This window comes from Streptomyces sp. ActVer (assembly GCF_027270795.1).
Lineage (GTDB): Bacteria > Actinomycetota > Actinomycetes > Streptomycetales > Streptomycetaceae > Streptomyces > Streptomyces umbrinus_A.
Map to the genome: position 1 here is coordinate 1 of NZ_JAPWHT010000075.1, position 23,729 is coordinate 23,729.

Annotated in this window: 23 protein-coding genes and 2 pseudogenes; 9 read left to right on the forward strand and 16 right to left on the reverse strand. The window is 70.1% G+C overall.

Going from position 1 to position 23,729, the window contains the following annotated elements:
- Positions 1-83 precede the first annotated feature (83 nt).
- The 4 genes from O3Q52_RS15050 to O3Q52_RS15065 are packed head-to-tail and all read right to left on the reverse strand — an operon-like array spanning position 84 to position 3,947.
- The gene (locus tag O3Q52_RS15050; RefSeq protein WP_269649287.1) at positions 84-1,523 is read right to left on the reverse strand and encodes an NAD(P)/FAD-dependent oxidoreductase; all 1,440 of its coding nucleotides are present in this window, start codon (positions 1,521-1,523) and stop codon (positions 84-86) included.
- On the reverse strand, positions 1,507-2,712 hold the full coding sequence (locus O3Q52_RS15055; RefSeq protein ID WP_269649288.1) for an MAB_1171c family putative transporter: 1,206 nt from the start codon (positions 2,710-2,712) through the stop codon (positions 1,507-1,509). The genes O3Q52_RS15050 and O3Q52_RS15055 overlap by 17 nt, the downstream gene beginning before the upstream one ends.
- 13 nt (positions 2,713-2,725) lie before the next feature.
- Positions 2,726-3,256 (reverse strand): toxin-antitoxin system, toxin component, encoded by a 531-nt coding sequence (locus O3Q52_RS15060; RefSeq protein WP_269649289.1) that lies wholly within the window; start codon positions 3,254-3,256, stop codon positions 2,726-2,728.
- A 31-nt stretch (positions 3,257-3,287) separates the two neighbouring features.
- On the reverse strand, positions 3,288-3,947 hold the full coding sequence (locus O3Q52_RS15065) for a helix-turn-helix transcriptional regulator (RefSeq protein WP_269649290.1): 660 nt from the start codon (positions 3,945-3,947) through the stop codon (positions 3,288-3,290).
- Positions 3,948-4,223: 276 nt separating this feature from the next.
- Here O3Q52_RS15065 and O3Q52_RS15070 point away from each other — a divergent pair, with 276 nt between their 5' ends.
- Entirely contained in the window at positions 4,224-4,880 is a 657-nt protein-coding gene (locus O3Q52_RS15070; RefSeq protein ID WP_269649291.1) for a hypothetical protein, read from the forward strand.
- A gap of 7 nt (positions 4,881-4,887) precedes the next feature.
- Here the strand turns inward: O3Q52_RS15070 and O3Q52_RS15075 are convergent, their stop codons facing one another.
- The 4 genes from O3Q52_RS15075 to O3Q52_RS15090 are packed head-to-tail and all read right to left on the reverse strand — an operon-like array spanning position 4,888 to position 8,244.
- Complete coding sequence (locus tag O3Q52_RS15075) at positions 4,888-5,694, reverse strand: ABC transporter ATP-binding protein (protein ID WP_269649313.1); 807 nt, start codon at positions 5,692-5,694, stop codon at positions 4,888-4,890.
- Between the two features lie 35 nt (positions 5,695-5,729).
- Complete coding sequence (locus O3Q52_RS15080) at positions 5,730-6,509, reverse strand: ABC transporter permease (RefSeq protein WP_269649292.1); 780 nt, start codon at positions 6,507-6,509, stop codon at positions 5,730-5,732.
- The gene (locus O3Q52_RS15085) at positions 6,506-7,279 is read right to left on the reverse strand and encodes an ABC transporter permease (protein ID WP_189839586.1); all 774 of its coding nucleotides are present in this window, start codon (positions 7,277-7,279) and stop codon (positions 6,506-6,508) included. The genes O3Q52_RS15080 and O3Q52_RS15085 overlap by 4 nt, the downstream gene beginning before the upstream one ends.
- Positions 7,276-8,244 carry an ABC transporter substrate-binding protein gene (locus O3Q52_RS15090; RefSeq protein ID WP_269649293.1) on the reverse strand — a complete coding sequence of 323 codons (969 nt, stop codon included), beginning with the start codon at positions 8,242-8,244 and terminating at the stop codon, positions 7,276-7,278. Before O3Q52_RS15090 ends, O3Q52_RS15085 begins: the two co-directional genes overlap by 4 nt.
- 183 nt (positions 8,245-8,427) lie before the next feature.
- Between O3Q52_RS15090 and O3Q52_RS15095 the strand changes: the two are divergent.
- Positions 8,428-9,278: pseudogene (locus tag O3Q52_RS15095) on the forward strand (IclR family transcriptional regulator C-terminal domain-containing protein).
- Here the strand turns inward: O3Q52_RS15095 and O3Q52_RS15100 are convergent.
- The 3 genes from O3Q52_RS15100 to O3Q52_RS15110 are packed head-to-tail and all read right to left on the reverse strand — an operon-like array spanning position 9,229 to position 11,446.
- Positions 9,229-10,173 (reverse strand): PDR/VanB family oxidoreductase, encoded by a 945-nt coding sequence (locus O3Q52_RS15100; protein WP_269649294.1) that lies wholly within the window; start codon positions 10,171-10,173, stop codon positions 9,229-9,231. The pseudogene O3Q52_RS15095 and the gene O3Q52_RS15100 overlap by 50 nt on opposite strands.
- A complete protein-coding gene (locus tag O3Q52_RS15105) occupies positions 10,170-10,385 on the reverse strand; it encodes a hypothetical protein (protein WP_269649295.1) in 216 nt (71 codons plus the stop codon). The genes O3Q52_RS15100 and O3Q52_RS15105 overlap by 4 nt, the downstream gene beginning before the upstream one ends.
- Complete coding sequence (locus O3Q52_RS15110) at positions 10,382-11,446, reverse strand: aromatic ring-hydroxylating dioxygenase subunit alpha (RefSeq protein WP_269649296.1); 1,065 nt, start codon at positions 11,444-11,446, stop codon at positions 10,382-10,384. The genes O3Q52_RS15105 and O3Q52_RS15110 overlap by 4 nt, the downstream gene beginning before the upstream one ends.
- Positions 11,447-11,753: 307 nt before the next feature.
- On the opposite strand from O3Q52_RS15110, the gene O3Q52_RS15115 reads away from it, so the two are divergent.
- Complete coding sequence (locus tag O3Q52_RS15115; RefSeq protein WP_269649297.1) at positions 11,754-12,362, forward strand: NAD(P)-dependent oxidoreductase; 609 nt, start codon at positions 11,754-11,756, stop codon at positions 12,360-12,362.
- Between the two features lie 9 nt (positions 12,363-12,371).
- On the opposite strand, the gene O3Q52_RS15120 is transcribed toward O3Q52_RS15115, so the two are convergent.
- Positions 12,372-13,271 carry a LysR family transcriptional regulator gene (locus tag O3Q52_RS15120; protein ID WP_269649298.1) on the reverse strand — a complete coding sequence of 300 codons (900 nt, stop codon included), beginning with the start codon at positions 13,269-13,271 and terminating at the stop codon, positions 12,372-12,374.
- A gap of 55 nt (positions 13,272-13,326) precedes the next feature.
- Here O3Q52_RS15120 and O3Q52_RS15125 point away from each other — a divergent pair, with 55 nt between their 5' ends.
- Positions 13,327-14,106, forward strand: coding sequence for an inositol monophosphatase (locus tag O3Q52_RS15125; protein ID WP_269649299.1), 780 nt, complete (start codon positions 13,327-13,329; stop codon positions 14,104-14,106).
- A 104-nt stretch (positions 14,107-14,210) separates the two neighbouring features.
- On the opposite strand, the gene O3Q52_RS15130 is transcribed toward O3Q52_RS15125, so the two are convergent.
- Positions 14,211-15,083 (reverse strand): helix-turn-helix transcriptional regulator, encoded by an 873-nt coding sequence (locus O3Q52_RS15130; RefSeq protein WP_269649300.1) that lies wholly within the window; start codon positions 15,081-15,083, stop codon positions 14,211-14,213.
- Positions 15,084-15,538: 455 nt separating this feature from the next.
- On the opposite strand from O3Q52_RS15130, the gene O3Q52_RS15135 reads away from it, so the two are divergent.
- The 4 genes and pseudogenes from O3Q52_RS15135 to O3Q52_RS15150 all read left to right on the forward strand — a co-directional run bounded on the left by O3Q52_RS15135 (position 15,539) and on the right by O3Q52_RS15150 (position 19,760).
- A complete protein-coding gene (locus tag O3Q52_RS15135) occupies positions 15,539-15,940 on the forward strand; it encodes a polysaccharide deacetylase family protein (protein ID WP_269649301.1) in 402 nt (133 codons plus the stop codon).
- Between the two features lie 36 nt (positions 15,941-15,976).
- Positions 15,977-16,492 (forward strand): annotated as a pseudogene (locus O3Q52_RS15140) (ABC transporter ATP-binding protein); the annotation flags it as partial.
- A gap of 218 nt (positions 16,493-16,710) precedes the next feature.
- The gene (locus O3Q52_RS15145) at positions 16,711-18,759 is read left to right on the forward strand and encodes a phosphocholine-specific phospholipase C (RefSeq protein WP_269649302.1); all 2,049 of its coding nucleotides are present in this window, start codon (positions 16,711-16,713) and stop codon (positions 18,757-18,759) included.
- An 86-nt stretch (positions 18,760-18,845) separates the two neighbouring features.
- Positions 18,846-19,760, forward strand: coding sequence for a phospholipid scramblase-related protein (locus tag O3Q52_RS15150; protein ID WP_269649303.1), 915 nt, complete (start codon positions 18,846-18,848; stop codon positions 19,758-19,760).
- 71 nt (positions 19,761-19,831) lie between these two features.
- On the opposite strand, the gene O3Q52_RS15155 is transcribed toward O3Q52_RS15150, so the two are convergent.
- Positions 19,832-20,845 carry a DMT family transporter gene (locus O3Q52_RS15155; protein ID WP_269649304.1) on the reverse strand — a complete coding sequence of 338 codons (1,014 nt, stop codon included), beginning with the start codon at positions 20,843-20,845 and terminating at the stop codon, positions 19,832-19,834.
- Positions 20,842-21,708 (reverse strand): phosphatase PAP2 family protein, encoded by an 867-nt coding sequence (locus O3Q52_RS15160; RefSeq protein ID WP_269649305.1) that lies wholly within the window; start codon positions 21,706-21,708, stop codon positions 20,842-20,844. Before O3Q52_RS15160 ends, O3Q52_RS15155 begins: the two co-directional genes overlap by 4 nt.
- Before the next feature lie 247 nt (positions 21,709-21,955).
- Between O3Q52_RS15160 and O3Q52_RS15165 the strand changes: the two genes are divergently transcribed.
- Complete coding sequence (locus O3Q52_RS15165) at positions 21,956-22,579, forward strand: TetR/AcrR family transcriptional regulator (RefSeq protein ID WP_269649306.1); 624 nt, start codon at positions 21,956-21,958, stop codon at positions 22,577-22,579.
- A gap of 174 nt (positions 22,580-22,753) precedes the next feature.
- Here the strand turns inward: O3Q52_RS15165 and O3Q52_RS15170 are convergent, their stop codons facing one another.
- Positions 22,754-23,716 carry a DUF2510 domain-containing protein gene (locus O3Q52_RS15170; RefSeq protein WP_269649307.1) on the reverse strand — a complete coding sequence of 321 codons (963 nt, stop codon included), beginning with the start codon at positions 23,714-23,716 and terminating at the stop codon, positions 22,754-22,756.
- Positions 23,717-23,729: the final 13 nt, after the last annotated feature.

Genomic DNA, 23,729 nt, shown 5'->3' on the forward strand with positions numbered 1-23,729 from the left:
GGATCTGAGGGCGGCGAGCGAACGCAGCGCGACGTGCCCGCCGCGCCGGCGTCGGCCGCGCCTCCCGGTGGCCGGGGGCCCGGTCAGCCCTCCCGCGCGCCTGAGGGCTCCGGTGTGCCGAGGACCGTGTCCCGTTCCTCGTTCGTCAGCGGCGGCTCGGTCAGTGGAGACCGGCGCGGCCCGCGCAGCACCGCGAGAACGATCTCGGGTTTGAGGAGGGCGGTGATGGGCGCGGACAGCGTGACCACGCCGAGGAACTCCTTCGCGACCAGCGGACGCCCGCTCGCTGTCAGCATCAGGCGGTTCACGTAGCGCCCGAGCAGTTTCTGCGTCCCTCCGGGCTCCTTGCCGATCGCACCGGGATACCGGATGTCCGTGCTCGTGGCCAGCTCCCAGGCCGTCCCCACCGGACGCGCCACGGCGCGCTGCACCCGTCTCGCCAGCCCCGGCGCCGCGAACCCGTACTCGGCCACGTGCTCACGCAGCGCCACCGCGCCCTGCGCGGCCACCGACATGCCGTGCCCGTAGATCGGGTTGTACGTGGCGACCGAGTCCCCGAGCGCGACGAATCCCTCGGGCCAGTCCTTCACCTTCTCGAAGTAACGCCGTCTGTTGACCGTGCTGCGGGTGACCACGACGTCCGTCAACGGCTCGGCGCGGGCGATCAGCTGGCCCACGAGGGGATGCCTGACGTCGTCGCGCGCGAACGTCTCGAACTCCTCGGCGGAGCCTGTCGGCTGGCCGCCGCGCGTGCCCGACAGCGTCACCAGCCAGCGCCCGCCCTCTATGGGCACGATGGTCGCGCTCCGCCCGGGCACCGGCTGAGCCACGTCCGGCTGCACATTGACCACGGGGTAGTCCTCCGTGCCCTCCGGCGCGCGGAAGATCCGGCTGGCGTACGCGAGTCCGGAGTCGACCTCCTCCATCGGAGCCTCCGGCACGCCCAGCGAGTCCAGCCAGGAGGTGGCCCGCGATCCACGCCCCGAGGCATCCACCACGAGATCGGCTTCGAGCACGCGCTCCTCGCCCTCGCCGGTGCGGATGCGCACGCCCGTCACCCTGGAGGCGTCACCCTGCAGTCCCAGCAGCTCGGTGCGCTCCATGACGGTGATCCGCGGGCTCTCGGAGAGCTGGGCCCGGAGGACCGAGTCGAGAAGATCACGGCTGCAGGCGATCATGAACTGCATCTCGGGCCAACGCCGGAGCCAGCCGTGCGGCTGCGAGGACACCAGACCGGTCGGCAGCGGGATTCGCCGGGCGCCGGCGGCGAGCCAGGCGTCGGTCACTCCCGGCAGCAGCTCCTCCATCGCACGGACGCCGCCGGACCAAAGGAGATGGGCGTGGCGGGCCTGCGGAAGCCCCTTGCGCGGATCCGGCCCGTCGGGCAGGGCGTCACGCTCGACGATGGTGACGTCGGCGTGCGCGCGCAGTGCGGCGGCGGCAAGCATTCCGGCCATGCCTGAGCCGATGACGACGGCACGTCTCTGCGCTCCACCCGGACGGGTGCTAGCGGGTTCGTTCATGGGAGTCGCTCTCCGACCTGGTCGTGGCCTGCTCTCGGGCGGCCGTGACGACGGCCGACCGACGCAGGGCCATGGAAATCCGTACGAGATCGCGGGGGGCCTCGGTGGCCGCGTAGGGCGCGCCGGTCGTCGCCGAGCTGATGACCCTGCCCTCCGGGTCGGCAACCCTGGCCCGCACTGCTGCGGTCACCATCGCTGCGTCGGCCTCCGCCTGGGCCCCGACGGGGTCGGCGCCCGCCGCCACCGCCGCGTCGTAGGCATGCGAACGCACCTCGGAGTCGAAGTAGGGGTGCAGACTGAGGATGCCGTCGTGGATGTCGGACTCCCGCTGGGTGACCTGAAGTTCGGCGGGGGACCACCAGGCGATGCGCACGGCCCGGTCCTCGTGCCCCGAGGCCGACTTCAGCTCGCGCCACAGTGGCCCGAGCCGACGGTACGTCGACCAGGTGCCCCAGGTGTCCCCGATGCGCTGGCAGGCCAGCGGGACGCAGAAGCCGACCGCGCTGATCTGCGCGCCCGCGGAGGCCAGCACGGGGGCCACATAGGTGCTCAGGCCGTCCAGGTCTCCGCCGTTCCAGCGGGCGACCACCGCGGTGAACTTGGCCGCCGCATAGGGGATGTTGAACAGAAAGCCGAGAGCGATGATCAGCAGCCCGGCCCGCAGCCAGCCGTGCACCTGAAGTGCCCAGCGCCAGCACATGACGTTCATAGCGACACCCGCGACCGTGAGCGACGCGAGATAGAGCACGATCATCTCGCGGATGAAAGGTGTTGTCGCGTAGTACGTGTCGAGGTCCCGCAGCCGTTCGACCGGTGCGTCCCCGAGCATGAACAGCGTGATCAGAGCCACGGCCACCAGGCCGTAACCGGTGATCCAGCGGCGGGACGCCCGCCGCGTCACCTCGGGCGGACCTCCGCGCCAGTTGATGATCAGTACCAGGCAGGCGGCGCTGAACGCGCTCAACAGCGCGTAGACGAGCGGGGCCGAGATGTTCGGGATCCCGGTGATGCGGTTGACCTCGGCGATCGTCGGCGGGGCGGCGAAGAAGAACACCAGGCCCGCCAGAGCGAGCAGAGCGCATACCGCGCGCAGCAGCGGATCGCGCCAGGAGCGCAGCAGCGCGGGAGCCTTGACGGCGAACGCGACTGCCATGGCGGCGGCAGGTATGTAATAGCTGGAGTCGTCCATGGCGTCGGAGGCTTCAGCCCCGTGGCCCGCGGTAGCCCAGCGACGCCTCGATGCGGCCGGCGAGGCCGTCGCGGCGCACCGGGCCGCGCATGGCCGAACCGGCCAGCCAGCCACGGCACTTGCTCGCCAGCAACAACCCGAAACTCTCCGCGTCCTTCTCGTCGGCCAGGTCCGACCGGGTGCGGGCCGCCACCTTCAGGACGGTCGCCTGGAGGTCGGCGTCGTCCGAGAGCATGCGGGCGGCGACGGCCGCGCCCTCCACGTGGTGGCTGCAGTGCCCGGCGTTCATGTGCCACAGCTCATGGCCGAGGATCACCAACTGGTGGTCGGGCGCGGTGCGTTCCTCGACGACCACGAGGTCCTGGTCCGCCATGTCGAGCCAGAGCCCGCTGGCGGTGCCCGGCGGGAACGCGGCCGTACGGAACTGCACCGGGCGCCCGCGCCGTCTGCTCATGGCGTCGCACAGCGCGGCGTACAGATCGGCGGGCTCCGCCGGTGCCGGCAGTGAGAGCTCGTCGACCAACTCGCCGCACAGACGGCGCATGTCCTTTCCTATGCCCACAGAATCCCCCGGATCACGACTCGGGCCGCTTGACGCTCTCCAAGAGCATGTCCAGCCACTCGGCGACCTTGTCCCGGTGCTGGTCGGTGGGCAGCTGTGCGGCCCGCCAGGCGATGCCGCGGACGCCGTGGTCCTGCAGCAGCCGCTCCAGCGGATCGTCGGCGGCAGCCAGGGCCGCCTCGCGCTCCAGGTCGGCGAGCCGCTGCAGCAGCTCCTGCTCGGTGTGCTGGAGGGCGCCCGCGAGTGCCTCGGGGTCCTCCGCGGTGAGGAATCCGGCGTGCACCCGGAAGAATCGCTGGATGGCGTCACAGTGCTCCATCGTGGGGCGCCGGTCGCCGTTGATGAGGGCGCCCGCCTGCTGGCGCGACATTCCGGCGCCGTCGGCGATCTCCTGCTGGGTGTAGCGGCGGCCGCCCGGCTTCAGCCGGGTGCGGCGCAGCAGGTCGAGCCGTTGCAGGAAGCGGGCCTGGAGATCGGGCTCGCCCGCGGGCCGCCCGTTGAGCAGGGATCTGACCACGACCTCGGGGACTCCGGAGGCCGCGGACAGCCGCCGGACGTCGAACACCTCGTCGTGCGGCGCGCCGAGCCGGTCGGCCAGCCCGGTGACTCGGGCCACGACGGCCGGCAGCAGACCCGTCGCCGTGGCGCCCGGAACCTCGAAGCCATCCGTCACCGACACTTCTCTCCTACGTCTCTTGTCGACTGTTCTGGTGGAACCGGATTCCTCGGACGTGAAGCCCCTGTGGGAATTCCGGAAGTGCGGAGTGAACCGCCCGAAGACCGGAGAGTAGCCCTTTGGTCGAACTCACATCCAGGTCTCGCCACAACTGTGGCGGGATTCAGCCGTCAACGGGCGTCAAATGCCACGATAGTTGACACCGCTCGCCTGGGGGTAGCAGGATCACGACGCCGCGATAGGGCCGCATAGGCAAGAGGGGTGGACCTCCCGATGGCATACCAGGCAGGAGGGTCCCGGCCACAGCCGCGACCCGCCCCCGAGAGTCGTGAGGCCCAGGCGTATCTCCAGGACTACGGCGCGCTTCTGGAGGCCGTCGCCTTCCCTTCCGTCGTCGTCGACCACCGCTGGGACGTCGTCCTGGCGAACGGTGCGTTCGAGACACTTTTCCGCGGTGTGGGCCCGCACCCCACCGCCATGCCGTGGGACAACTTCCTCCGGTTCGTCCTGTTCCATCCGGACGCGGGCACGATCCTCGGTGAGCACGAGTCGAGCTGGTGTCTGCCGATGCTGGCGCACTTCGCCGCCGCCGTCGAGCGGCACGGCCACGACCACGGTCTCCAGTCGATCCTCCGGGACATCGCCCAGGACCCGATCATGGACGCCGCCTACCGGCACGGCCTGCCGCACTGGATCCGCTCGGTCGGCCCGGACGCCGTCGAGCACGACGGCGCGGTGCGGCCGTTGCTGCACCCCGACCCTCGCTGGGGCCGTACGGACTGTCGCATCGTCGGGGAGACCACCAAGACCCTTCAGGGCATGGGGTACACGCGACTGACGCTGGTCCTGCGCGAGGCCCGCCGGTCTCCCAAGCGGCGTACGCGACGCGCGTCGAGTCATCTGAGCGTGGTGCACACCGCGGAGGCGTGACACCTCGTCACCCCAGCCGTTGGTCCTTCACCACACGGTCGACCGGTGTCCCGCGCTTCGCCGCCTGGATCTGCTCGTACACATGGGTCCGCAGCTCGGCGAAGCGCGGGGCCACCCGGGTGTGCAACTGGTCGCGCTCGGCCGGGAGATCGATCTTCAGCTGCTCCTGGACGACCGTCGGGGAGGAGGACAGGATCAGCACCCGCTCGCCGAGGTACACCGCCTCGTCGATGTCGTGCGTCACGAAGAGGATCGTGATGCCCCGCTGCCGCCACAACCTGCGGACCAGGTCCTCCAGTTCGGCGCGGGTCTGCGCGTCCACCGCCGCGAACGGCTCGTCCATGAGCAGCACATCGGGCTCGTACGCGAGCGCGCGGGCGATCGCCACCCGCTGCTGCATGCCGCCCGACAGCTGCCACGGGTACGCGCCCGCCGCGTCGGTGAGACCGACCGACTCCAGTGCGTCGGCGACCAGTTCACGACGCCTCGCGCTGGACAACTTCTTCTGCTTGAGCGGGAGTTCGACGTTCTCGCGGACCCGCATCCAGGGGAAGAGGCTGCGGCCGTACTCCTGGAAGACGACGGCCATCCCGGGCGGTGGCCCGATCACCCGCTCACCTCCGAGGAGCACGTCACCCGCTGTGGGCGTCAGTAGTCCGCCCACGCACTTCAGCAGCGTCGTCTTGCCGCAGCCCGACGGGCCGACCAGACACACCAGTTCGCCGGCCTCGACCGTGAAGGTGAGGTCGCGCACCGCCTCCACCCGGCGGCCCGACCCCTCGTAGACCTTCCTGAGGCCGCGTACGTCGAGCATGGAGCGCCCTTTCGCGAGGTTCACGTTCGAGAGGTTCACGGCGACCGCCGGGAGACGTCGCGCGAGCCGTGGTACCAGCCGAGCACCCGCCGCTCGACCAGCCGGAAGGCGACCGACAGCACAAAACCGAGCAGCCCGAGCAGCAGGATCCCGGTCCACATGTCGGGGATGGCGAAGCCGCGCTGGAACTGGACGATGGTGAAGCCGAGCCCGTTGCTCGCGGCGAACATCTCGCTGATGACCATCAGGATGATGCCGATGGACAGGGCCTGCCGCAGCCCCGCGAAGATCTGCGGGCTCGCCGAGCGCAGCACCACGTGCCGCAGCCGGGCGACACCGGTGATGCCGTACGAGCGGGCCGTCTCCGACATCACGGAGTCGACCGCCCGGACGCCCTCCACGGTGTTGAGGAGGATCGGCCAGACGCAGCCGCTCGCGATCACGGCGATCTTCATCGTGTCGCCGATGCCCGCGAACAGCATGATGACCGGGACGAGCACCGGCGGTGGCACCGCGCGCAGGAATTCCAGCACCGGCTCGCACACGGCCCGCACCCGGCGGTAGGAGCCGATGACCGTGCCGAGCGCCACGCCCGCGACCGCCGCGCACGCGTAACCGGCGCTGAGCCGCAGCACACTCGGCAGCACGTCGTCGCGCCACCGCTCGCCCGTCCACACGTCCGGGAAGGCGGTGAGGATCGTGCGCAGCGGCGGCCAGTAGACGTCGGTGCTGTCGTCCGAGGCGACCCACCACCCCGCCACCAGCAGCACGGGCAGCGCGACGACGAAGAGCACCCGCAGCAGGACGCCCCTCACACCGCCACCTCCCCGCGCACCGACTGGTGCCAGGCCAGCGCCCGCCGCTCGACGGTCCGCGCGCCCACGTTGATGAGCAGCCCCAGCAGCCCGGTGACCACCACGAGCGCGTACATCTCCGGCACGGCCTGCGAGGTCTGGGCGACGGCGATGCGGGCGCCCAACCCCGGTGCACCGATGACGAGTTCGGCGGTCACGGCCAGGATCAGCGCCACCGCGGCGGCCAGTCGCACACCCGTCATGACGTACGGGAGGGCCGTGGGCCAGAGCACGTGCCGGACCCGTGCCCAGGTGCCGAGGCCGTAGGAGCGGGCCGTCTCCTCGGCGACCGGGTCGACGTCCCGGACGCCGTACATGACCTGGACGAGGACCTGCCAGAAGGACGCGTACACGACCAGGAGCAGGACGGAGCGAAGCTCGGTGCCGAACAGCAGGACGGCCAGCGGGATCAGGGCGACCGAGGGGATCGGGCGCAGGAACTCGATGGTCGAGGCCGTCGCCTCGCGGAGGTAGGGCGTGACCGAGATCAGAACTCCCGCCAGGATTCCGGCGGTCACCGCGATCGTGAGCCCGATCGCCCAGCCGGTGAGCGTGTCCCCGAGCGCGGTCCAGAAAGCCTCGTCGGCGAGCTCCGTCGCGAGCGCGTCGGCGATGCGGCTGGTCGGCGGGAAGTACTCGTCCTTGACGAGGCCGAGCCGCGGCACCGCCTCGCCGAGTGCGAGGAAGGCCGCGAGCCCGGCCGCGCCCAGGAGGGCGTTGGTGCCCCTCACGGAAGCAGCTTGTCCAGGTCCGGGGCCTTCTTGAACAGGCCGTCCTGCACGCCCAGTTCGGACAGCCGCTCGATGGAGGCACGGTTCGGCTCGGCCGGCCACCGGGGCAGGGTCAGCGTCTCCAGCAGGTTCTTCGGGATCTTCGTGTACGTGGCGATGATCTCGCGGGCCTCGTCCGGGTGGCTGTCGGCGTAGGCGAGGGACTCGGCGGTCGCCTCCTGGAACTTCTTCAGCGTCTCCGGGTTCTTCTGGGCGTACTGCTGCGAGGTGAAGTACATGGCCACGGTGAGGTCGGGCGACACGTCGACGAAGAGCGACGCGATGCTGGTGCCGCCCTGGGACTTGATGGTGGCGAGCGCGGGTTCCACGACACAGGCCGCGTCCACCTGGCCGTTCGCGAGCGCGGCCGGCATCTGGTCGAAGGGCATCTCCACGAACTCGACCTTGGACGGGTCGCCGCCGTCCTTGCGGACCGACTCCTTGACCGAGGTGTCACAGATGTTGTTGAGCGTGTTGGCGGCGACCTTCTTGCCCTCCACGTCCTTGGCGGACTTGAGGGGGCTGCCCTTCTTCACGGCGAGCTCCGCGAAGTCGGCGCCCTGCTTGCCGGTGGACGCGACACCGTTCGACACGGCCTTGACCGGCATGTTCTTGGACTGGGCGACCAGCAGGGACGTCATGTTGCTGAAGCCGAAGTCGAACTGGCCGGAGACGACACCGGGCACGATCGCCGCACCGCCCTGCGCGCTCGTCAGCGACAGCTTGATGCCGCGTTTGCTGTAGAAGCCCTTCGACTGGCCCAGGTAGAGGGGCGCGACGTCGATGATGGGGATGACGCCGGCCTTGATCGTGGTGGTACCGCCGGACGCCTTGGCGTCGTCCGACCCGGAGGAGTCGGACGAACCGCAGGCCGTCGCGGCGACGAACACGGCTCCGGCCGCGAGGCCGATGAGCAGACGACGCATGACTCCCCCTACTGGGACAGTTCCTCGACAGGCTGTGCGCAGACCGCACAGAAGTGCTCAGCGGGAACGTAGAACCTCGCCGGGAGCGGGTCAATGCCCTTGACACGCAAGGTCGTTGACAGTTGCCGAAGTGTGCTCCTAGCGTGCGCAGTGCGCACTCCCGTGCGTCCCGTGGAGGCGACGATGCCTACTGGAGCCCGCGAACCGCACTTCGTCCGTTCCTTCGAGCGCGGCCTCGCGGTCATCCGCGCCTTCGACGCCGACCACCCGGAACTGACGCTCAGTGAGGTGGCCCGGCTCACCGACCTCACCCGCGCGGCGGCCCGCCGCTTCCTGCTGACGCTCCTCGACCTGGGATACGTGACGACGGACGGGCGGATGTTCCGGCTGACCCCGCGCGTCCTGGAACTCGGCTACTCGTACCTGTCCAGTTTCACCCTGCCGGAGATCGCCGAGCCGCATTTGGAGCAACTCGTCGCGCAGATAAGGGAGTCGTCGTCCCTGTGCGTCCTCGACGGCGACGACATCGTGTACGTGGCACGGGTGCCCACGCACCGCATCATGACCGCGACGATCACGGTCGGCACCCGCTTCCCGGCCCATGTGACGTCCGTGGGGCGGGTGTTGCTCGCGCAGCTGCCCGACGAGGAGATCGACGCCCGGATCGCCCGTGCCGACCTGCGCGCTCTCACGGCCCGCACGATCGTCTCGGCCGACCTGCTGCGCACCGAACTGCGCCGGGTCCGCCGGCAGGGGTACGCGATCGTCGACCAGGAACTGGAGGAGGGGCTGCGCTCGGTCGCCGTCCCGGTGCGGGACCGGGACGGCGAGGTGGTGGCCGCGGTCAACATCCCCGTGCACGCGAGCCGCAACTCCGTCGACTCCGTACGCCGTGACCTGCTCCCGCATCTGCTTGCCACGGTGGCCCGGATCGAGGCGGACCTGGCGTCTGTGCGTCGGGTCAGGTCGGAGACGCGGTAGGCGTCACAGGTCGAGCACCAGGCGCTTCCCGTGGCACCGGGACACACAGATGAGCATGGTCTCGCCGGCCTCCCGTTCCTCGTCGGTGAGGACCGAGTCCCGGTGGTCCGGGGTGCCTTCGAGGACGTCCGTCTCGCAGGTTCCGCAGGTGCCCTCGGTGCAGGAGAAGAGCACCTCGACCCCCGCGGACCGTACGGTGTCGAGCACGGAGACGTCCGCGGGGACGGTGAGCGTGTGACCCGAGCGCTCCAGGACCACCTCGAACTCCGTGTCAGCGCCCGTCTCCTGGGCCTTGGGCTGGAACCGCTCGACGTGCAGGGAGCCCTTCGGCCACTGCGCGCACCGCTCCTCCACGGCGTCCAGCAGTGGACCGGGACCGCAGCAGTAGACGAGCGTGTCGGGCTGCGGAATGCCCAGCTCGGAAGCGAGGTCGAGCAGCCCGGCCTCGTCCTGCGGGGCGATCCGCACCTTGTCCCCGTACAGGCTCAACTCCTCGATGAACGCCATGGAGTTGCGCGTACGGCCGCCGTACAGCAGTGTCCACTCCGCGCCCGCCGCCTCGGCCTCCGCCAGCATCGGCAGGATCGGGGTGATGCCGATGCCGCCCGCGACGAAGCGGTAGCGCGGCGAGGGCCGGAGGGTGAAGTGGTTGCGCGGGCCGCGCACGCGGACCTTGTCGCCCGCCTCCAACTGGCCGTGCACATGGGCGGATCCGCCGCGTCCGTCGGGTTCCCGCAGGACCGCGACGCGCCAGGAGAGCCGGTCGGCCGGATCGCCGCACAGGGAGTACTGCCGTTCCAGGTCCGGGCCCAGGATCACATCGATGTGGGCACCCGGCTCCCAGGCCGGGAGTTCCTCGCCGAGCGGATGGCGGAGGGTGAGGGCGAGCACGCCTTCGGCGGCCAAGTCCCTTCGCGCGACGACGAGTTCGGCTTCGTAGGAGGTCATGAGCCGTTTCCTTGGGTGACGTTCGGGTCGCGTGGGCCGTTCGGCACGTTCGGGTCGCGCGGGGTGTGTCCTTCGGGATGGCCGAGCATCCACTCCCACATCTCGATCGGGTCCTCGGCGCTGTGCTCGGCCCCGCAGTGACAGGTGCCGTGCAGCACATCGGTGCCCGGCAGCCAGTCGATGCGGTAGATCTCGCCGGTCGGACTGGTCACTGGACCTTCTCCATGGGCTTCTCGCCCTCCTCGACCAGCCGGGCGAGAATCCGGCGCGCGGCCAGACCACCGGTGTCGATGTTGATGCTCAGTTCCTGGTAGCCGGTCCGTTCCGTACCCAGCGTCCTCTGCAGCAGGTTGAGGGCGTCCACGTCCTGCATCACGACGGTGTGGTTGTTGCCCCGCAGGAACTCGGTGACCTCGGCGTCGTCGGTCGCCCAGTCGCGCGAGACCATCCAGAAGTCGTACACCTTGCCGTCGGCGGACGGCGTGATGGCGTACGTGATCTCCGTGTGGAAGCCGTTCGGGTCGCTGCCGTCCGCCTCGGGCACCACACCGACCGGGGCGATCCGGCTGTGCAGCAGATACAGACACGGCGCGTGGTACTCGATGTCCTGCCAGCGGGTGATCCGCCCTTTGATGCCGGTCGACTTGGCGTAGAACGGCGGGCACTCGGCGTCGTCCATGTGCCGGCTGACCCGGACGATGCCCGCGCCCTCGTCCACCTCGGTGGTGATCGGCGTCTCGGCGACCTCCGGGGTGCCGATGTAGCCGCCGTGCAGATACATCTCGTGGGACAGGTCGAGGAGGTTGTCGACGAGGAGGCCGTAGTCGGCGTCGATCGGCTCCATCCCGCTGACGGTGACCCAGCCGGGGGAGTCCAGGTGCCTGGCCCGCGGAATGGTCTCCGGGTCGGCGAGGGCCGGGTCGCCTATCCACACCCAGATCAGGGCGTCCTGCTCGACCACCGGGTAGGAGGCGACCCGGGCGGTACGGGGGACACGCTTCTGACCGGGCACGTACACGCACGCACCCGTCGTGTCGTACGTGAAGCCGTGGTACCCGCAGACGATCCGGTCGCCGTCGAGCCCGCTCTCGGAGAGCGGATAGCGGCGGTGCACGCAACGGTCGTGCAGGGCGACCGGCCGTCCGTCGTCCTCGGTGCGGTAGAAGACGAGCGGCTCACCGAGAACCGTCCGACCGAGCAACTCCCGCCCCACTTCGTGGGCGTAGGCGGCGACGTACCACTGGTTCCTGGCGAATGCGGTCATGTGAGGCATGGGCGGTCCCGTCCCGTGAAGCGGGGCGCCGTCGCCCCGCGTGCCGTGGTTGGACTCAGCGTCGTGACCCTTGCGGCAACTCCGCAAGACGGCTTCCGTGAGACGGAAGAGCTTTCGTGAAAGGGCTGGTCAGAGTATTGGTCCGGCTGTCGGGGGCTACGGGCGCGTGTGAGGGAGTGGCGACGGTGTTCGGGGCACGCAAGTCGCAGCGTCCGTCGGCCCCGGCCGAGGTGATTGCGTCTGGGTAAATTATCAAGTCAGATACATGCACTTGATGTTAAGTGGTGGGTTCCCTAGCGTTCTCGGCATGAACCTCACCGTCCTCGCGGCCTCCGGCCAGACCGGAATCGCCCTCACCCGACAGGCGCTGCGACGTGGTCACACCGTGACCGCCATCGCGCGCGATCCCGAGAAGATCGCCCTGCCCGACTCCCCGAACCTGCGCAAAGTGGCGGGCGACGTGAACGACGCGGCGAGCATCGCCGCCGTCATGGACGGGGACTCCGTGGTCCTTTCCGCGCTCGGTACGGACCGGGCCGGGACTCTCCTGACCGGCGCCCGGGCCGTCGTCGCCGCCGGCCCGCGGCGTGTCATCTGGCTCGGCGCCTACGGCACGGGCAAGTCGGCGCAAGTGGCGGGGGAGGGCGCGGGCATGCTCGCCAAGGTGCTGGGCGACCGGCTTCCGGACAAGGTCGAAGCCGACAACACCGTTCTCGCGGCCGGGGGCACCGTCTTCCATGCCGGGATGCTCGCCGACGGGCCGGAAAGCCCCCGTCGGCGCACGGTCGGCCTGGAGTCCGCGCCTGTCTTCGACCTCGGTGCGAAGGTCAGCCGGGAAACCGTCGCCGCGGCGATGCTCGACGAAGCCGAGACGCCTGCTTTTCCTGGTGCCGTGGCCCTGCCATTGGCGGAGTAGGCGTTGCGGTCAGCGGGCGGTGATCTCCTCGACCGACGCCCGGACCTGCTCGCGGAGCCAGGCGTGGGCGGGGTCGGAATCGTAGCGCTGGTGCCAGTTGCAGTTGATCGTCGCCGCCGGGGACTCGATCGGCAGCGGCCGCGCGAGGAGCCCGAACGCCTCGATGAGCGGGCGGCCTAGGATCTCCGTGCAGGTGACCAGCGCGTCGCCACGGGCGGCGATCTGCAGTGCGGTGGACACCGACGCCACCGCCGCGACCACCCGGCGCCGCAGGCCTTCGGCGGCCAGCACGTCGTCGATCGGCGCGGTGAGGCGGCCGCGCCGGGAGATCACCACATGCGGCTGCGCCGCGTAGGAGGCCAGGTCGAGTCCGGCGGCACAGGGGTGGTCCGCGCGCATCGCCACGACGAGCCGGTCGTCGCCGAGCGGCTCGGACCGGAACTCGGGCAGACCGGGCCTGCCGCCACCGAGTTCCAGATCGACGCGGCCGTGCCGCAGGTCGTCGGTGTCGACGGTGTTCTCCGCCAGCACCCGCAACTGAACCCCGGAGGCCTGCTGTTGGATCCTCCCGACCAGCACCGGCACCAGTGACGCGGCCACCGCGTCGTGACACTGGATCGTGAAGGTGCGGTCCAGTTCGGCGAGGTCCAGTTCACGGATCGGCGAGAGCACCGCGTGCGCCTGCCTGACCAGCCGGTGCACGTCCTCCCGTACCGACAACGCGTACGGGGTGGGAGTCATCGAGTGGCCGGTGCGCACCAGGATGTCGTCCCCGGTGACGGCGCGAAGCCGGCCGAGGGTGCGGCTGACCGCGGGCGAGGACAGGTGCAGCCGCTCGGCCGCGCCCATCACGCTGCCCTCTTCGAGCAGGGCGTCCAGCACGGTCAGCAGATTCAAGTCCAATTGCATACGAGTAAATCCCAACGAGACACCGATCCACTTCCGTCAACTCCAGGAGCATCCCATGAGCCAGGAACTGCTTGCCGCCACCGTCGCCGCCGTCCGCCGCGCCGGCGCCCGGATGATGACGCGCTATTCCACCGAGTCCCGTCAGTCCGGGCTTCCCGAACTGCTCGCGAACCTCCAGGCCAATGACGCGGCCGTTGTCGACACGTTGCGCCCCGCGTTGGCCGAGGCCCTGCCGAGTGCGGACTGGCTCAATGACGAACACGGATCGGGACCGCTGGCCGCCGGGGAGTGGTGGCTCATCGACCCGGTCGGCGGCAACGTCAACGCCGTGCACGGCATGCCAGACTGGAACATCGGCGTGAGCCTCGTCCGCGACGGCCGCCCGGTGCTGGCGGTGGTCTGCTTCCCGGCCCTCGACGAGATGTTCACCGCGACCGAGGGCGGCGGGGCGTTCCTCAACGGCGTACGGCTGCGGGTTTCGGTCAAGACGTCGTTGGACGGCGCACTGGCCGGGACCGGCCAGGCCAAGCCGGGTCACGACCCCGAGCTCGCGCAGCGGATGGGCTCCGCCTTCACCGCGATGACGAACTCCGCCCTCCATGTACGAGTCTCCGTGCCCGTGACCCACCAGCTGGCCCAGGTCGCCGCGGGCCGGATGGACCTGCACTGGCAGTTCGACAACGTCCGGTCCCACGCGGCGGGTGTGCTGCTGGTCCAGGAGGCCGGAGGCGTCGTGACCGACATCGAGGGCAAACCGTGGGAACTGGCCGGCGAGAGCTACCTCGCCGCCGCGCCGGGTGTGCACGCCGCCGCGCTGGAAGTCCTCGCCGGCTGAGGGAAGTCGGGATCCTGTTGCGGCGGCTCTGCCGGAAAGGGATGGGGCGCCGGGGGCCGGTTGTCGGCGGGGTGTTCGTCGCGACCGGCCCCTGCGGCCGACGCTCAGGGCTCGATCGCCGCGTCGATGTACGACTTGGTGGTGTCGGTGAGGAAGTCGCGGCTGCTGTCAGGGGTGAGGGCCTGGGCCTGGAGGTGGTCGTACATCGCGCTGTAGTGCTGCACGTCGGACGGCTTCTCCAGGCAGAGGTCGCTGGTGAACCGTTCCAGGTACACCACCCCTGACTCATGGCTGTCGGCGGACCTCAGGATGGAGAACTGTCCTGTCAGGCCCGGGTGAGCGCCCACGGTGTAGGGGAGGACCTGCATGGTGATGTGCGGCTCGGCGCTGAGCGCGTTCAGGTGTTCCAGCTGCTCGCGCATGATGTCGGGGCTGCCGACGACGCGGTGCAATGCCGATTCGTCCAGGACGACCCACAGGCGCAGTGGGCAGGCCGGGTCGTAGATCCGGTGCTGACGGCGCAGCCGCACCTTGAGGCGGGTGGCGGTCTGTTCGGCAGTGAGCAGAGGGATCGTTTCGCCGATGACGGCCTGGGCGTAGGCAGGAGCCTGCAACAGGCCGGGGATGACCATGGGATCGTAGGTGTGGAGTGAGACGGCGTCCGTCTCAAGGCCGATATAGACGCTGTTGGAGAGGTCGCCATAGGAGTGCCACCAGCTCCGCCGGCTCGATTCCCTGGCCATCTCCATCAGGGAGTCGATGACCGCCCGGTCCGTCACCGCGTAGATCGCGCACAGGTCGCGCACGTCGCGAGGGCTGATGGCGCGGTTGCCGTTCTCCAGATGACTGATCTTGGGCTGAGAGACCAGGAGTCGCTCGGCCACTTCTTTGCTCTTCAGCCCACTGGCCATGCGGAGCCGGCGAAGTTCGGCTCCAAGATGGCGTCTCCTGACGGTGGGATTGGTCTTCGCCGCCACGTGCTGTGTACCTCCGGATCCAAGTCCTTGTGCTGGACCGCAGATTGCCATGGGGCAAGCGTTGCCGATCACGCGCCATGCCGTCGTGATCACAGGCGCCGAAACGGACTCTTACGTTGGCATTTGCCGCGGTCCAAGGGGTGCGGGAGCCTTCGCCGAGTGTCACTGCCATGCTGCGCAACAAATGGTGCCAATGTTCGGCTACGAAGCGTTCTGCCCCATCGGGGCCAATGGTCCTCGCCGGCCTGTCAGTCGCTGTCGTAGTCGCTGCCGCTGCCCTGGTGCTGGGTCTGGTCCTCCCCGTGAGCGGGCACACCCTCACGGATCGTTGCCCTCGTACGGGTGTCGCGACGGGATGTGGGGTGGCTCCGCGGTCGGTGGGCGGCGCGGATCCGGGGCCGGTCGGGAGACTCTACGGTTCGGAGATCCGCCGGATTCCTACCAGTAGCCGGTCGGTGGCGCTGACGTTCGACGCGGCGTGGGACGGGACAGGCGTGGAGACGGCCTTGACGGTGCTGCGCGGGCGGAACGTGCCGGCGACGTTCTTCCTGACCGGCCGGTTCGCCGCCGAACGCCACCCCGGTGCGGCCCTGTTGACGGCAGCCGGGCACGGGATCGGCAACCACTCCTACAGTCATCCGCAGTTCGCGGACCTCACCCGCCCGGAGGCGGAGCAGGAGATCATGGGCGCGGACCGGGCGATCCGTCGGGCGACCGGGACGGTACCGCTCCCGTTCTTCCGCTTCCCTACAGCGCCACGACCCCGGAGGGCATCGCGCAGGCCAACGAACTGGGCTTCGCGGACATCGAGTTCACCACTGACACCAACGGCTACCTCGGAACGGCCGACGGTATGACGGTCCAAAAGGTTGTCGACCGGGTCGTGGACGCTGGAGTTGTCCGGCGGCCGGCAGCAACGCGTCCCCATCGCAAGGGCGTTGGCCATCCGGCCCGGCGTACTGCTCCTCGACGAACCGCTGTCCGCGCTGGATGCCCGGCTGCGCTCCGGGATGCTGGCCGAACTCGCCAGGCTGCACCGGGAGTTGCCCGACGTGTCGATCCTGTACGTCACTCATGACCAGGTCGAGGCGCTGACGCCGGCCGACCGGATCGTGGTGATGGACCGGGCCCGGCTCCAGGACTGCGGGACCCCTCACCAGCTCTACCGGGCGCCGAGGACCGAGTTCACGGCCTCCTTCGTGGGCAACGCGAATCTGCCGCCCGTGACGGTGGGGGAGGGCGGCGTCTCCTTCGGCGGGCGCGAGGTCGAGGTCGGGACGGAAGGGATCGCGCGCGGCGCGCAGGCCACCCTGTGCGTGCGTCCCCACCTCGTCGGCCTCGGCTCCGGCCCCAACCGACTCGCCGGAACCGTCGACGAGATCCAGTGGCGGGGCGCCACCCACCGGCTGACATCGACAAGAACCTCACGTCGTACGTCGACGGCTGGAAGGAAGCGACCGGAAGCTGACCGTTCCCCGAACGGGCCGCGCACCTCACGTACCGCCGTGTTTCACACAGATGCCACGCGGCCCTTCCCTGACGTTTGTTGCTCTTGGAACACTCCATTCGCGCACGTTCCATCACGTACTCGCCCTCCGTACCCCGTCAGGACAAGAGGTCACCTGCCATGCCCGAAGTGAATCGGCGCCGATTTCTCCAACTCGCCGGCGGCACCGCGGCGTTCACCGCGCTGTCGGAGAGCATCGCCAAGGCCGCGGCCATCCCCGCGGGGTACCACCGCGGCACCATCGAGGACGTCGAGCACATCGTCGTCCTTATGCAGGAGAACCGTTCCTTCGATCACTACTTCGGTGCGCTCAGAGGCGTACGCGGCTTCGGCGACCCCCACCCGGTCACGCTCGACAACGGAAAATCCGTGTGGCACCAGTCGGACGGCACCAAGGAACTGCTGCCCTTCCACCCGGAGGCCGACGACCTCGGCATGCAGTTCCTGGAGGGCCTGCCGCACAGCTGGTCCGACGGGCACGCCGCCTACAACGGCGGCAAGTACGACAAGTGGGTCCCCGCGAAGGGCGCAACGACCATGGCGTACCTGACCCGAGAGGACATCCCGTTCCACTACGCGCTCGCGGACACCTTCACCGTCTGCGACGCGTACCACTGCTCGTTCATCGGCTCCACCGACCCGAACCGCTACTACATGTGGACGGGCTTCACCGGCAACGACGGCAAGGGCGGCGGCCCCGTCCTCGGCAACGACGAGGTCGGCTACGACTGGACGACGTACCCCGAGCGCCTGGAGAAGGCCGGGATCTCCTGGAAGATCTACCAGGACATCGGCGACGGCCTGGACGCGGCCGGCTCCTGGGGCTGGATCTCGGACGCGTACCGCGGCAACTACGGCGACAACTCGCTGCTCTACTTCAACAAGTACCGCAACGCCAAGGCCGGCGACCCGCTCTACGACAAGGCCCGCACCGGCACCGACGCGCGCAAGGGCGAGGGCTTCTTCGACCGGCTGCGGGCCGACGTCTTGGGCGGCAAGCTTCCGCAGATCTCCTGGATCGCCGCCCCCGAGGCCTTCTCCGAGCACTCCAACTGGCCCTCGAACTACGGCGCCTGGTACATCTCCCGGGTCCTGGAGGCGCCCACCTCCGACCCCAAGGTGTGGGCCAGGACGGCCCTGTTCATCACGTACGACGAGAACGACGGCTTCTTCGACCACCTCGTCCCGCCGCTGCCCCCGCGCGACGCCGGCCAGGGCAAGTCCACGGTCGATGTCGGCCCGGACCTCTTCGCGGGCAGCTCGACGCATGTCGCGGGCCCGTACGGGCTCGGCCCGCGCGTGCCGATGCTCGTCGTCTCGCCCTGGAGCAAGGGCGGTTACGTCTGCTCCGAGACCCTCGACCACACCTCGATCCTCCGGTTCATGGAGCGCCGCTTCGGCGTCGAGGAGCCGAACATCTCGCCCTGGCGGCGGGCCATCTGCGGTGACCTGACCGCCGCGTTCGACTTCTCCCGCAAGGACAGCAAGCCCGTCGACCTCCCGGACACCGACGCGTACGAGCCGCCGGACAAGGACCGGCACCCGGACTACAAGCCGACCCCGCCCGCCGATCCGAAGCTGCCGAAGCAGGAGCGCGGTCTGCGGCTCGCCCGTCCGCTCCGGTACGCCCCGTGGATCGACGGCTCGGTGGACCCGAAGGCCGGGAAGTTCACGCTGACCTTCGCCTCGGGCAAGAAGGCCGGCGCCTCCTTCCACGTCACCTCCGGGAGCCGCACCGACGGACCCTGGACCTACACCACCGAGGCCGGCAAGAGCGTCTCGGACACCTGGAACTCCGCCTACTCGAACGGCTCGTACGACCTGACCGTGCACGGGCCCAACGGCTTCGTACGCGTCTTCAAGGGCCCGGGCAGGACCGCCGGACCCGAGGTCACCGCCCGTCATGACGGGGACGACATCGAGCTGACCTTCACCAACAAGGGTTCCCGCACGGCCGAGCTCAAGCTCACCAACGGCTACGGCGGCAGGCCCAGGTCGATCCGGGTACGGCCCGGCGCGACCGTCAGGCACACCGTGGACCTGGGGGCGAGCAAGCGCTGGTACGACCTCACGGTGTCCGACGCGGACGGTTCGTTCCTGCGCCGGTTCGCCGGGCACGTCGAGAACGGCCGGGTGGGCGTCAGCGACCCGGCGATCGCCAGGGCCTAGAGGATGCGATTCGCCACAGGAGATGCGATGAGTCCCACATCGCACGGACTGGTCAGGTTCTGGTGGGCCCGGGGTAGTGTGCCCCGGTGACCACGCATTCGAACACTCCTGCAGGTTGGTACCCGGATCCTCAGGGTGCGCCCCAGACGCTGCGTTACTGGGACGGTGCTCAGTGGACCCAGCACACCAACCAGGACCAGCAGCAGGCTCAGGCCGCGCAGCCGGTCCAGCACATGCCGCAGCAGCCGCAGCAGCACCCTCACATGCAGCAGCAGCCGCAGCAGCACCCTGTGCAGCAGCAGCCGGTGCAGCAGGTTCCGCAGCAGGCGGGAGGGTTCGACCCGCGCGTGCAGCAGCAGGTGCACCAGCAGGCCGGTGTCGCACCGAACGCCGCAGGCGGGGGCACGCTGTTCACCGAGCCGGTCCTGGTGGTGAACCAGAAGGCCAAGCTGATCGAGCTGACCAACGAGTACAAGGTCATGGATCAGCAGGGCAACCAGCTCGGCTCGGTGGTGCAGGTCGGACAGAGCGCGCTGAAGAAGGTGCTGCGCTTCTTCGCGAGCCTCGACCAGTTCATGACGCACAAGCTGGAGATCCGCGACGCGTACGGTCAGCCGCAACTGCTGCTGACCAGGCCCCGGAAGTTCATGAAGTCGCGGGTGCTCGTGGCGCGTCCGGACGGTTCGCCGGTCGGTGAGATCGCCCAGCAGAACATGGTCGGGAAGATCAACTTCGCGATCAAGGTCGACGGCAAGCAGGTCGGCGCGATCAAGGCGGAGAACTGGCGCGCCTGGAACTTCTCGATCGTCGATCACGCCGACAACGAGGTCGCCCGGATCACCAAGACCTGGGAAGGCCTCGCCAAGACGATGTTCACGACGGCGGACAACTACGTCCTGCAGCTGCACTACCAGCTCCCCGAGCCCCTGTTGAGCCTCGTGATAGCGACGGCGCTGACCGTCGACACGGCGCTCAAGCAGGACAGCCGAGGGCTTGGCTGACGCATCGGTTCGTCATGAGGGAGGGGCGGCCGCGGACATCCGCGGCCGCCCCTCCCTCGTCTCGTCGTGGCCTACAGCGGGGTGAGACGTCCGGGCTTCGGCTGCCGTGGCAGCAACGACGGCTCGTTCAACGCCGATCCGGGCTCCAGGGCGAGAACCGCGGCCACCGGGTGCTCCTCGTCGATCGAAGTCGTCGAAGTCTCCGTCGATGGCTCCGCCGCAGTCGCTGTCAGGGATTCCGCCGCCGGGGATTCCATCGCGGAAGGCACCGGCGTGGAGCGCGACAGCGTCACCACGCCCCAGGCCGCGACCGCCGCCCCGGCCAGCGCCAGCAGCAGTCCCGCCGCGCCGCCCTGCAGCCGTTCACCGAGCAGCGAGAGGCCGATCACCGCGGCGGCGATCGGGTTGGCCAGCGTCACCACCGCGAGGGGAGCGCCGAGCCCGCCCTTGTAGGCGGTCTGCGACAGCAGGAGCCCGCCCACCGCGAAGGCGGCGACCAGCAGCGCGACCACGATCACCTGCCCGCTGAGCAGGGATTCCGAACGGTCCGTCGCGGCGACCGTGACGGTCTGCGTGAGCGCCGAGGCGACACCCGAGGCGAAGCCGGACGAGGTCGCGTGCCGCAGCCCGGGGCGTGTGCCCGGCCTGGCCAGTACGCCGATGAGGGCCATGGTCGTGCCCGCCACGGCCAGCGCCTGCGGGACGCTCAGCACATCGTCGGGCGCGGGCCCGGACGCCGTGACCAGCAGGGCCGCGAGCCCGGCCAGCGTCAGCGCCGTACCGCGCCACTCGACGAGCGTGACGTGCCGCTCCGCCATCCGCGCGCCCAGCGGCACCGCGGCGACGAGCGTGAGCGCGCCGAGCGGCTGGACCAGCGTGAGGGGCCCGTACTTGAGGGCGGCCACGTGCAACAGCGCCGCCGACGCGTTGAGGCCCACCGACCACCACCAGGCACCGCTGCCGAGCAGCCGGAGCACCCCGGAGTCGGGGGTCCGTGCGGCCAGCCGCTGCTGGGCCACCGCCGCGGCCGCGTACGCGACGGCCGAGAACAGCGACAGGACGACGGCGACGAGAGTGGCGCTCATCGTCCGGCTCCCACGAGCTCCGGCGCGTCCTGCGCGCCGGGTGCCCCCGGCCCGCCGGGTCCGTCCGGTGCCCCCGGACGGTCCGGTACGGAGCTGCCGGCGTCCACGCGCTCCCGGGCGGGCGCCGTCGGAGCCACCGTCCGGCGCGGTACGCGGATCACGGCGAGGGCGATGCCGAGCAGCGCGGCCGCCACGATCGCGTCGAGCCAGTAGTGGTTCGCCGTGCCGACGATCACCAGCACCGTGACCAGCGGATGCAGCAGCCAGAGCCACCGCCACCGGGACCGGGTCGCGGCGATCAGGCCGATCGCGACCATCAGGGCCCAGCCGAAGTGCAGCGAGGGCATCGCCGCGAACTGGTTCGACAGCGAGTCGGTCTCGGGCGAGGCGCCGTACACCGTGGGCCCGTACACCTGGCCGGTGTCCACGAGGCCCGTCGCGGCGAGCATGCGGGGCGGGGCGAGCGGGAACGTGAGGTGCACCACCAGGGCGGCGGCGGTGACCGCGGCGAGCACCCGGCGGGCCCACACGTAGTGCCCTGGCCGCCGCAGGTAGAGCCAGACCAGGAAGGCCGCGGTGGCGGGGAAGTGGACGGTCGCGTAGTAGGTGTTGACGACGTGCACGAGGGTGTCGCTGTGCAGCAGCCCCGACTGCACGTCGCCTTCGCCGGGCAGGTGCAGGAACCGTTCGAGGTCCCAGACCCGGTGCGCGTTGTCGAATGCCTCACCGGTGTGGCCCGTGGCCAGCTGTCGGCCGAGCTTGTAGACGAGGAAGAGCCCCACGACGAGCAGGAGCTCACGGACGAGGGGCGGCCGCCGTATAGCGGCCTCCCCTTCTCTTGCAGGCTCGGATCGGCTTTCCATCCCCGGCCCCCTTGCTGACGTTCTGGTCGTGCTGGTGCGTGGTGAGCCCAGGAGGGGATCCACTCGACACAGGGGTGGGTCCTGTCCAAGACTCATCGATACGCCAGTGTACCGATACGTTCGCGTTCCGGTACACTGGCGTATCGGTAGGACTTACGCCACACTGAGGGCCGGTCGAGGGCCACACTGGAAGGCACACAGGGAGCGGGCCCGCACGGGGCCGCGGGGACCAGCGAGGAGAAGAGCCATGACGTCGCAGGCAGCGGACGAACCGGAGACGGTCGTCGCCTCGCGCCGCTCCAAGATCACGCCCCAGCGTGAGCAGGAGTTCTTCGACGCCGTGCTCGACCAGATCCGCGAGTGCGGCTACGACGCGCTGACCATGGAGGGCGTCGCCTCCAGCACCCGGTGCAGCAAGTCCACGCTCTACCGGCAGTGGAAGACGAAGCCGCAGTTCGTGGCGGCCGCGCTGCGGGCCAACCACTGTCCCAAGTTCATCGGAATCGACACCGGCTCGCTCGCAGGGGACCTGCGCGCGGTCGCGCGCACGGCTGGTGAGCGGTCGGACGAGGACACCAGGCTGCTGCAGGCGCTCGGGCAGTCCGTGATGCAGGACGACGAACTGCAGCGCGCGCTGCGCGAGGCACTGGTGGAGCCCGAACTGGAGGCGCTCCGCGGGATGGTCCGGCGCGCGGTCGAACGCGGCGAGGTCAGAGCCGACCATCCGGTGCTGGAGTTCGTGCCGGCGCAACTGCTCGGCGTGCTCCGCGTCCGCCCCCTCCTGGAGGGGTGCCCCGCGGACGCGGACTACCTCCTGCGCTACGTGGACGTGGCCCTGCTGCCGGCCCTGGGGCTGTCGGACACCACCTGAGACCCAGGCCGCCGTCCATGGGATGACTGGACGGTGACCTGCTCGCGCCGCACCGTGGGGACGGGGGCGGCGCGCACCCCCCGGCCGGGTGGGGTTCCTCTCGAGCGGAGAGGCGCCCCACCCGGCCGATTGGTGTCCGGGGTCGGGGCCCCGGACACCTGACCGCCGTACGTCCTACACGTTCTGCCCGTTGCCGCCGCCGCTCGCGGCCTCCTTGATGCCCTTGGTGATCTCGTCGATGACCGACTGCTTGGGGGCCTTGGAGCTCACATCGATGCCGAAGCGCACGACGACGAGCTGCTTGGAGTTGGAGGGCGCCGGGAAGACGAGCGACTCGACGTAGCCGTCGTCGCCCTTGCTCGTGACGACCTTCCAGCGGACCGCGTAGCCCTTCTGCCCGGCCACGGTCACGGCCTTGGAGGAGAGCTCGTCGTGCGAGGTGATCTTGCCGTAGCTCTTGCCGCCGTAGGACTCCTCGGCGTTCTTGGCGATGTCCTCCTTGGCGGCCGCCTCGGCGGTGGTGGCCTTGAGCTCCAGCGCGAGCGCGGGGGCCGAGTAGGCGCCGCCGAGGCTGCACTCCTCCGAGGTGTCGCCAGGGCACTTGTAGGAGCCCTTGGTCGTCACCTGCGCGCCCACCTGGATGGTCGCGCCGCTCCAGCCGTCGGGCACGGGCAGGCTGATGCCGTTGATCGGGTCCGTGGCGTAGCCCTCCTCGGACGGGAGCGGCTGCGGGACCTCGGACTCGCCGCCGTCCGGGGCGCCGGGGCCGCCCTGACCGCCGCCGTCCTGCCCCTGCGGGCCGCCCGGCTGCGTCGGCACCGGCTGGGTGTTGGCCGAATCGGTGTTGTCCGAGCCGTCGTCCGAGATCAGCGCGTACACCCCGCCGCCGATGCCGGCGAGGACCGCCACGGCGACGGCGACGGCTATCGCCGTGCGTGCTTTGCGCCGTGGGCCGCCGGGGTGCGCGCCCGGATAGGGCGAGCCCGGTGAGAACGCCGGAGGACCCCAGATGGCGCCGGACTCGGCGGGGCGGGTCTGGTCCGTCCATGTCCTACCGTCCCACCAGCGCTGGGTGGCGGGGCCGTCAATTGTCTGCCCGGGATCGGGATACCAGCCGGGGGGAGTCGCCTGCGTCATGGGTCCACCGTAT

Coding starts and splice junctions, on each gene's coding strand:
- O3Q52_RS15145 (WP_269649302.1), top strand. CDS start 16,711: ATGCCCGAAGTGAATCGGCGCCGATTTCTCCAACTCGCCGGCGGCACC.
- O3Q52_RS15075 (WP_269649313.1), bottom strand. CDS start 5,694: ATGCTCGACGTACGCGGCCTCAGGAAGGTCTACGAGGGGTCGGGCCGC.
- O3Q52_RS15055 (WP_269649288.1), bottom strand. CDS start 2,712: ATGGACGACTCCAGCTATTACATACCTGCCGCCGCCATGGCAGTCGCG.
- O3Q52_RS15115 (WP_269649297.1), top strand. CDS start 11,754: ATGAACCTCACCGTCCTCGCGGCCTCCGGCCAGACCGGAATCGCCCTC.
- O3Q52_RS15120 (WP_269649298.1), bottom strand. CDS start 13,271: ATGCAATTGGACTTGAATCTGCTGACCGTGCTGGACGCCCTGCTCGAA.
- O3Q52_RS15100 (WP_269649294.1), bottom strand. CDS start 10,173: ATGACCTCCTACGAAGCCGAACTCGTCGTCGCGCGAAGGGACTTGGCC.
- O3Q52_RS15090 (WP_269649293.1), bottom strand. CDS start 8,244: ATGCGTCGTCTGCTCATCGGCCTCGCGGCCGGAGCCGTGTTCGTCGCC.
- O3Q52_RS15155 (WP_269649304.1), bottom strand. CDS start 20,845: ATGAGCGCCACTCTCGTCGCCGTCGTCCTGTCGCTGTTCTCGGCCGTC.
- O3Q52_RS15125 (WP_269649299.1), top strand. CDS start 13,327: ATGAGCCAGGAACTGCTTGCCGCCACCGTCGCCGCCGTCCGCCGCGCC.
- O3Q52_RS15165 (WP_269649306.1), top strand. CDS start 21,956: ATGACGTCGCAGGCAGCGGACGAACCGGAGACGGTCGTCGCCTCGCGC.
- O3Q52_RS15170 (WP_269649307.1), bottom strand. CDS start 23,716: ATGACGCAGGCGACTCCCCCCGGCTGGTATCCCGATCCCGGGCAGACA.
- O3Q52_RS15050 (WP_269649287.1), bottom strand. CDS start 1,523: ATGAACGAACCCGCTAGCACCCGTCCGGGTGGAGCGCAGAGACGTGCC.
- O3Q52_RS15110 (WP_269649296.1), bottom strand. CDS start 11,446: ATGCCTCACATGACCGCATTCGCCAGGAACCAGTGGTACGTCGCCGCC.
- O3Q52_RS15060 (WP_269649289.1), bottom strand. CDS start 3,256: ATGCGCCGTCTGTGCGGCGAGTTGGTCGACGAGCTCTCACTGCCGGCA.
- O3Q52_RS15160 (WP_269649305.1), bottom strand. CDS start 21,708: ATGGAAAGCCGATCCGAGCCTGCAAGAGAAGGGGAGGCCGCTATACGG.
- O3Q52_RS15070 (WP_269649291.1), top strand. CDS start 4,224: ATGGCATACCAGGCAGGAGGGTCCCGGCCACAGCCGCGACCCGCCCCC.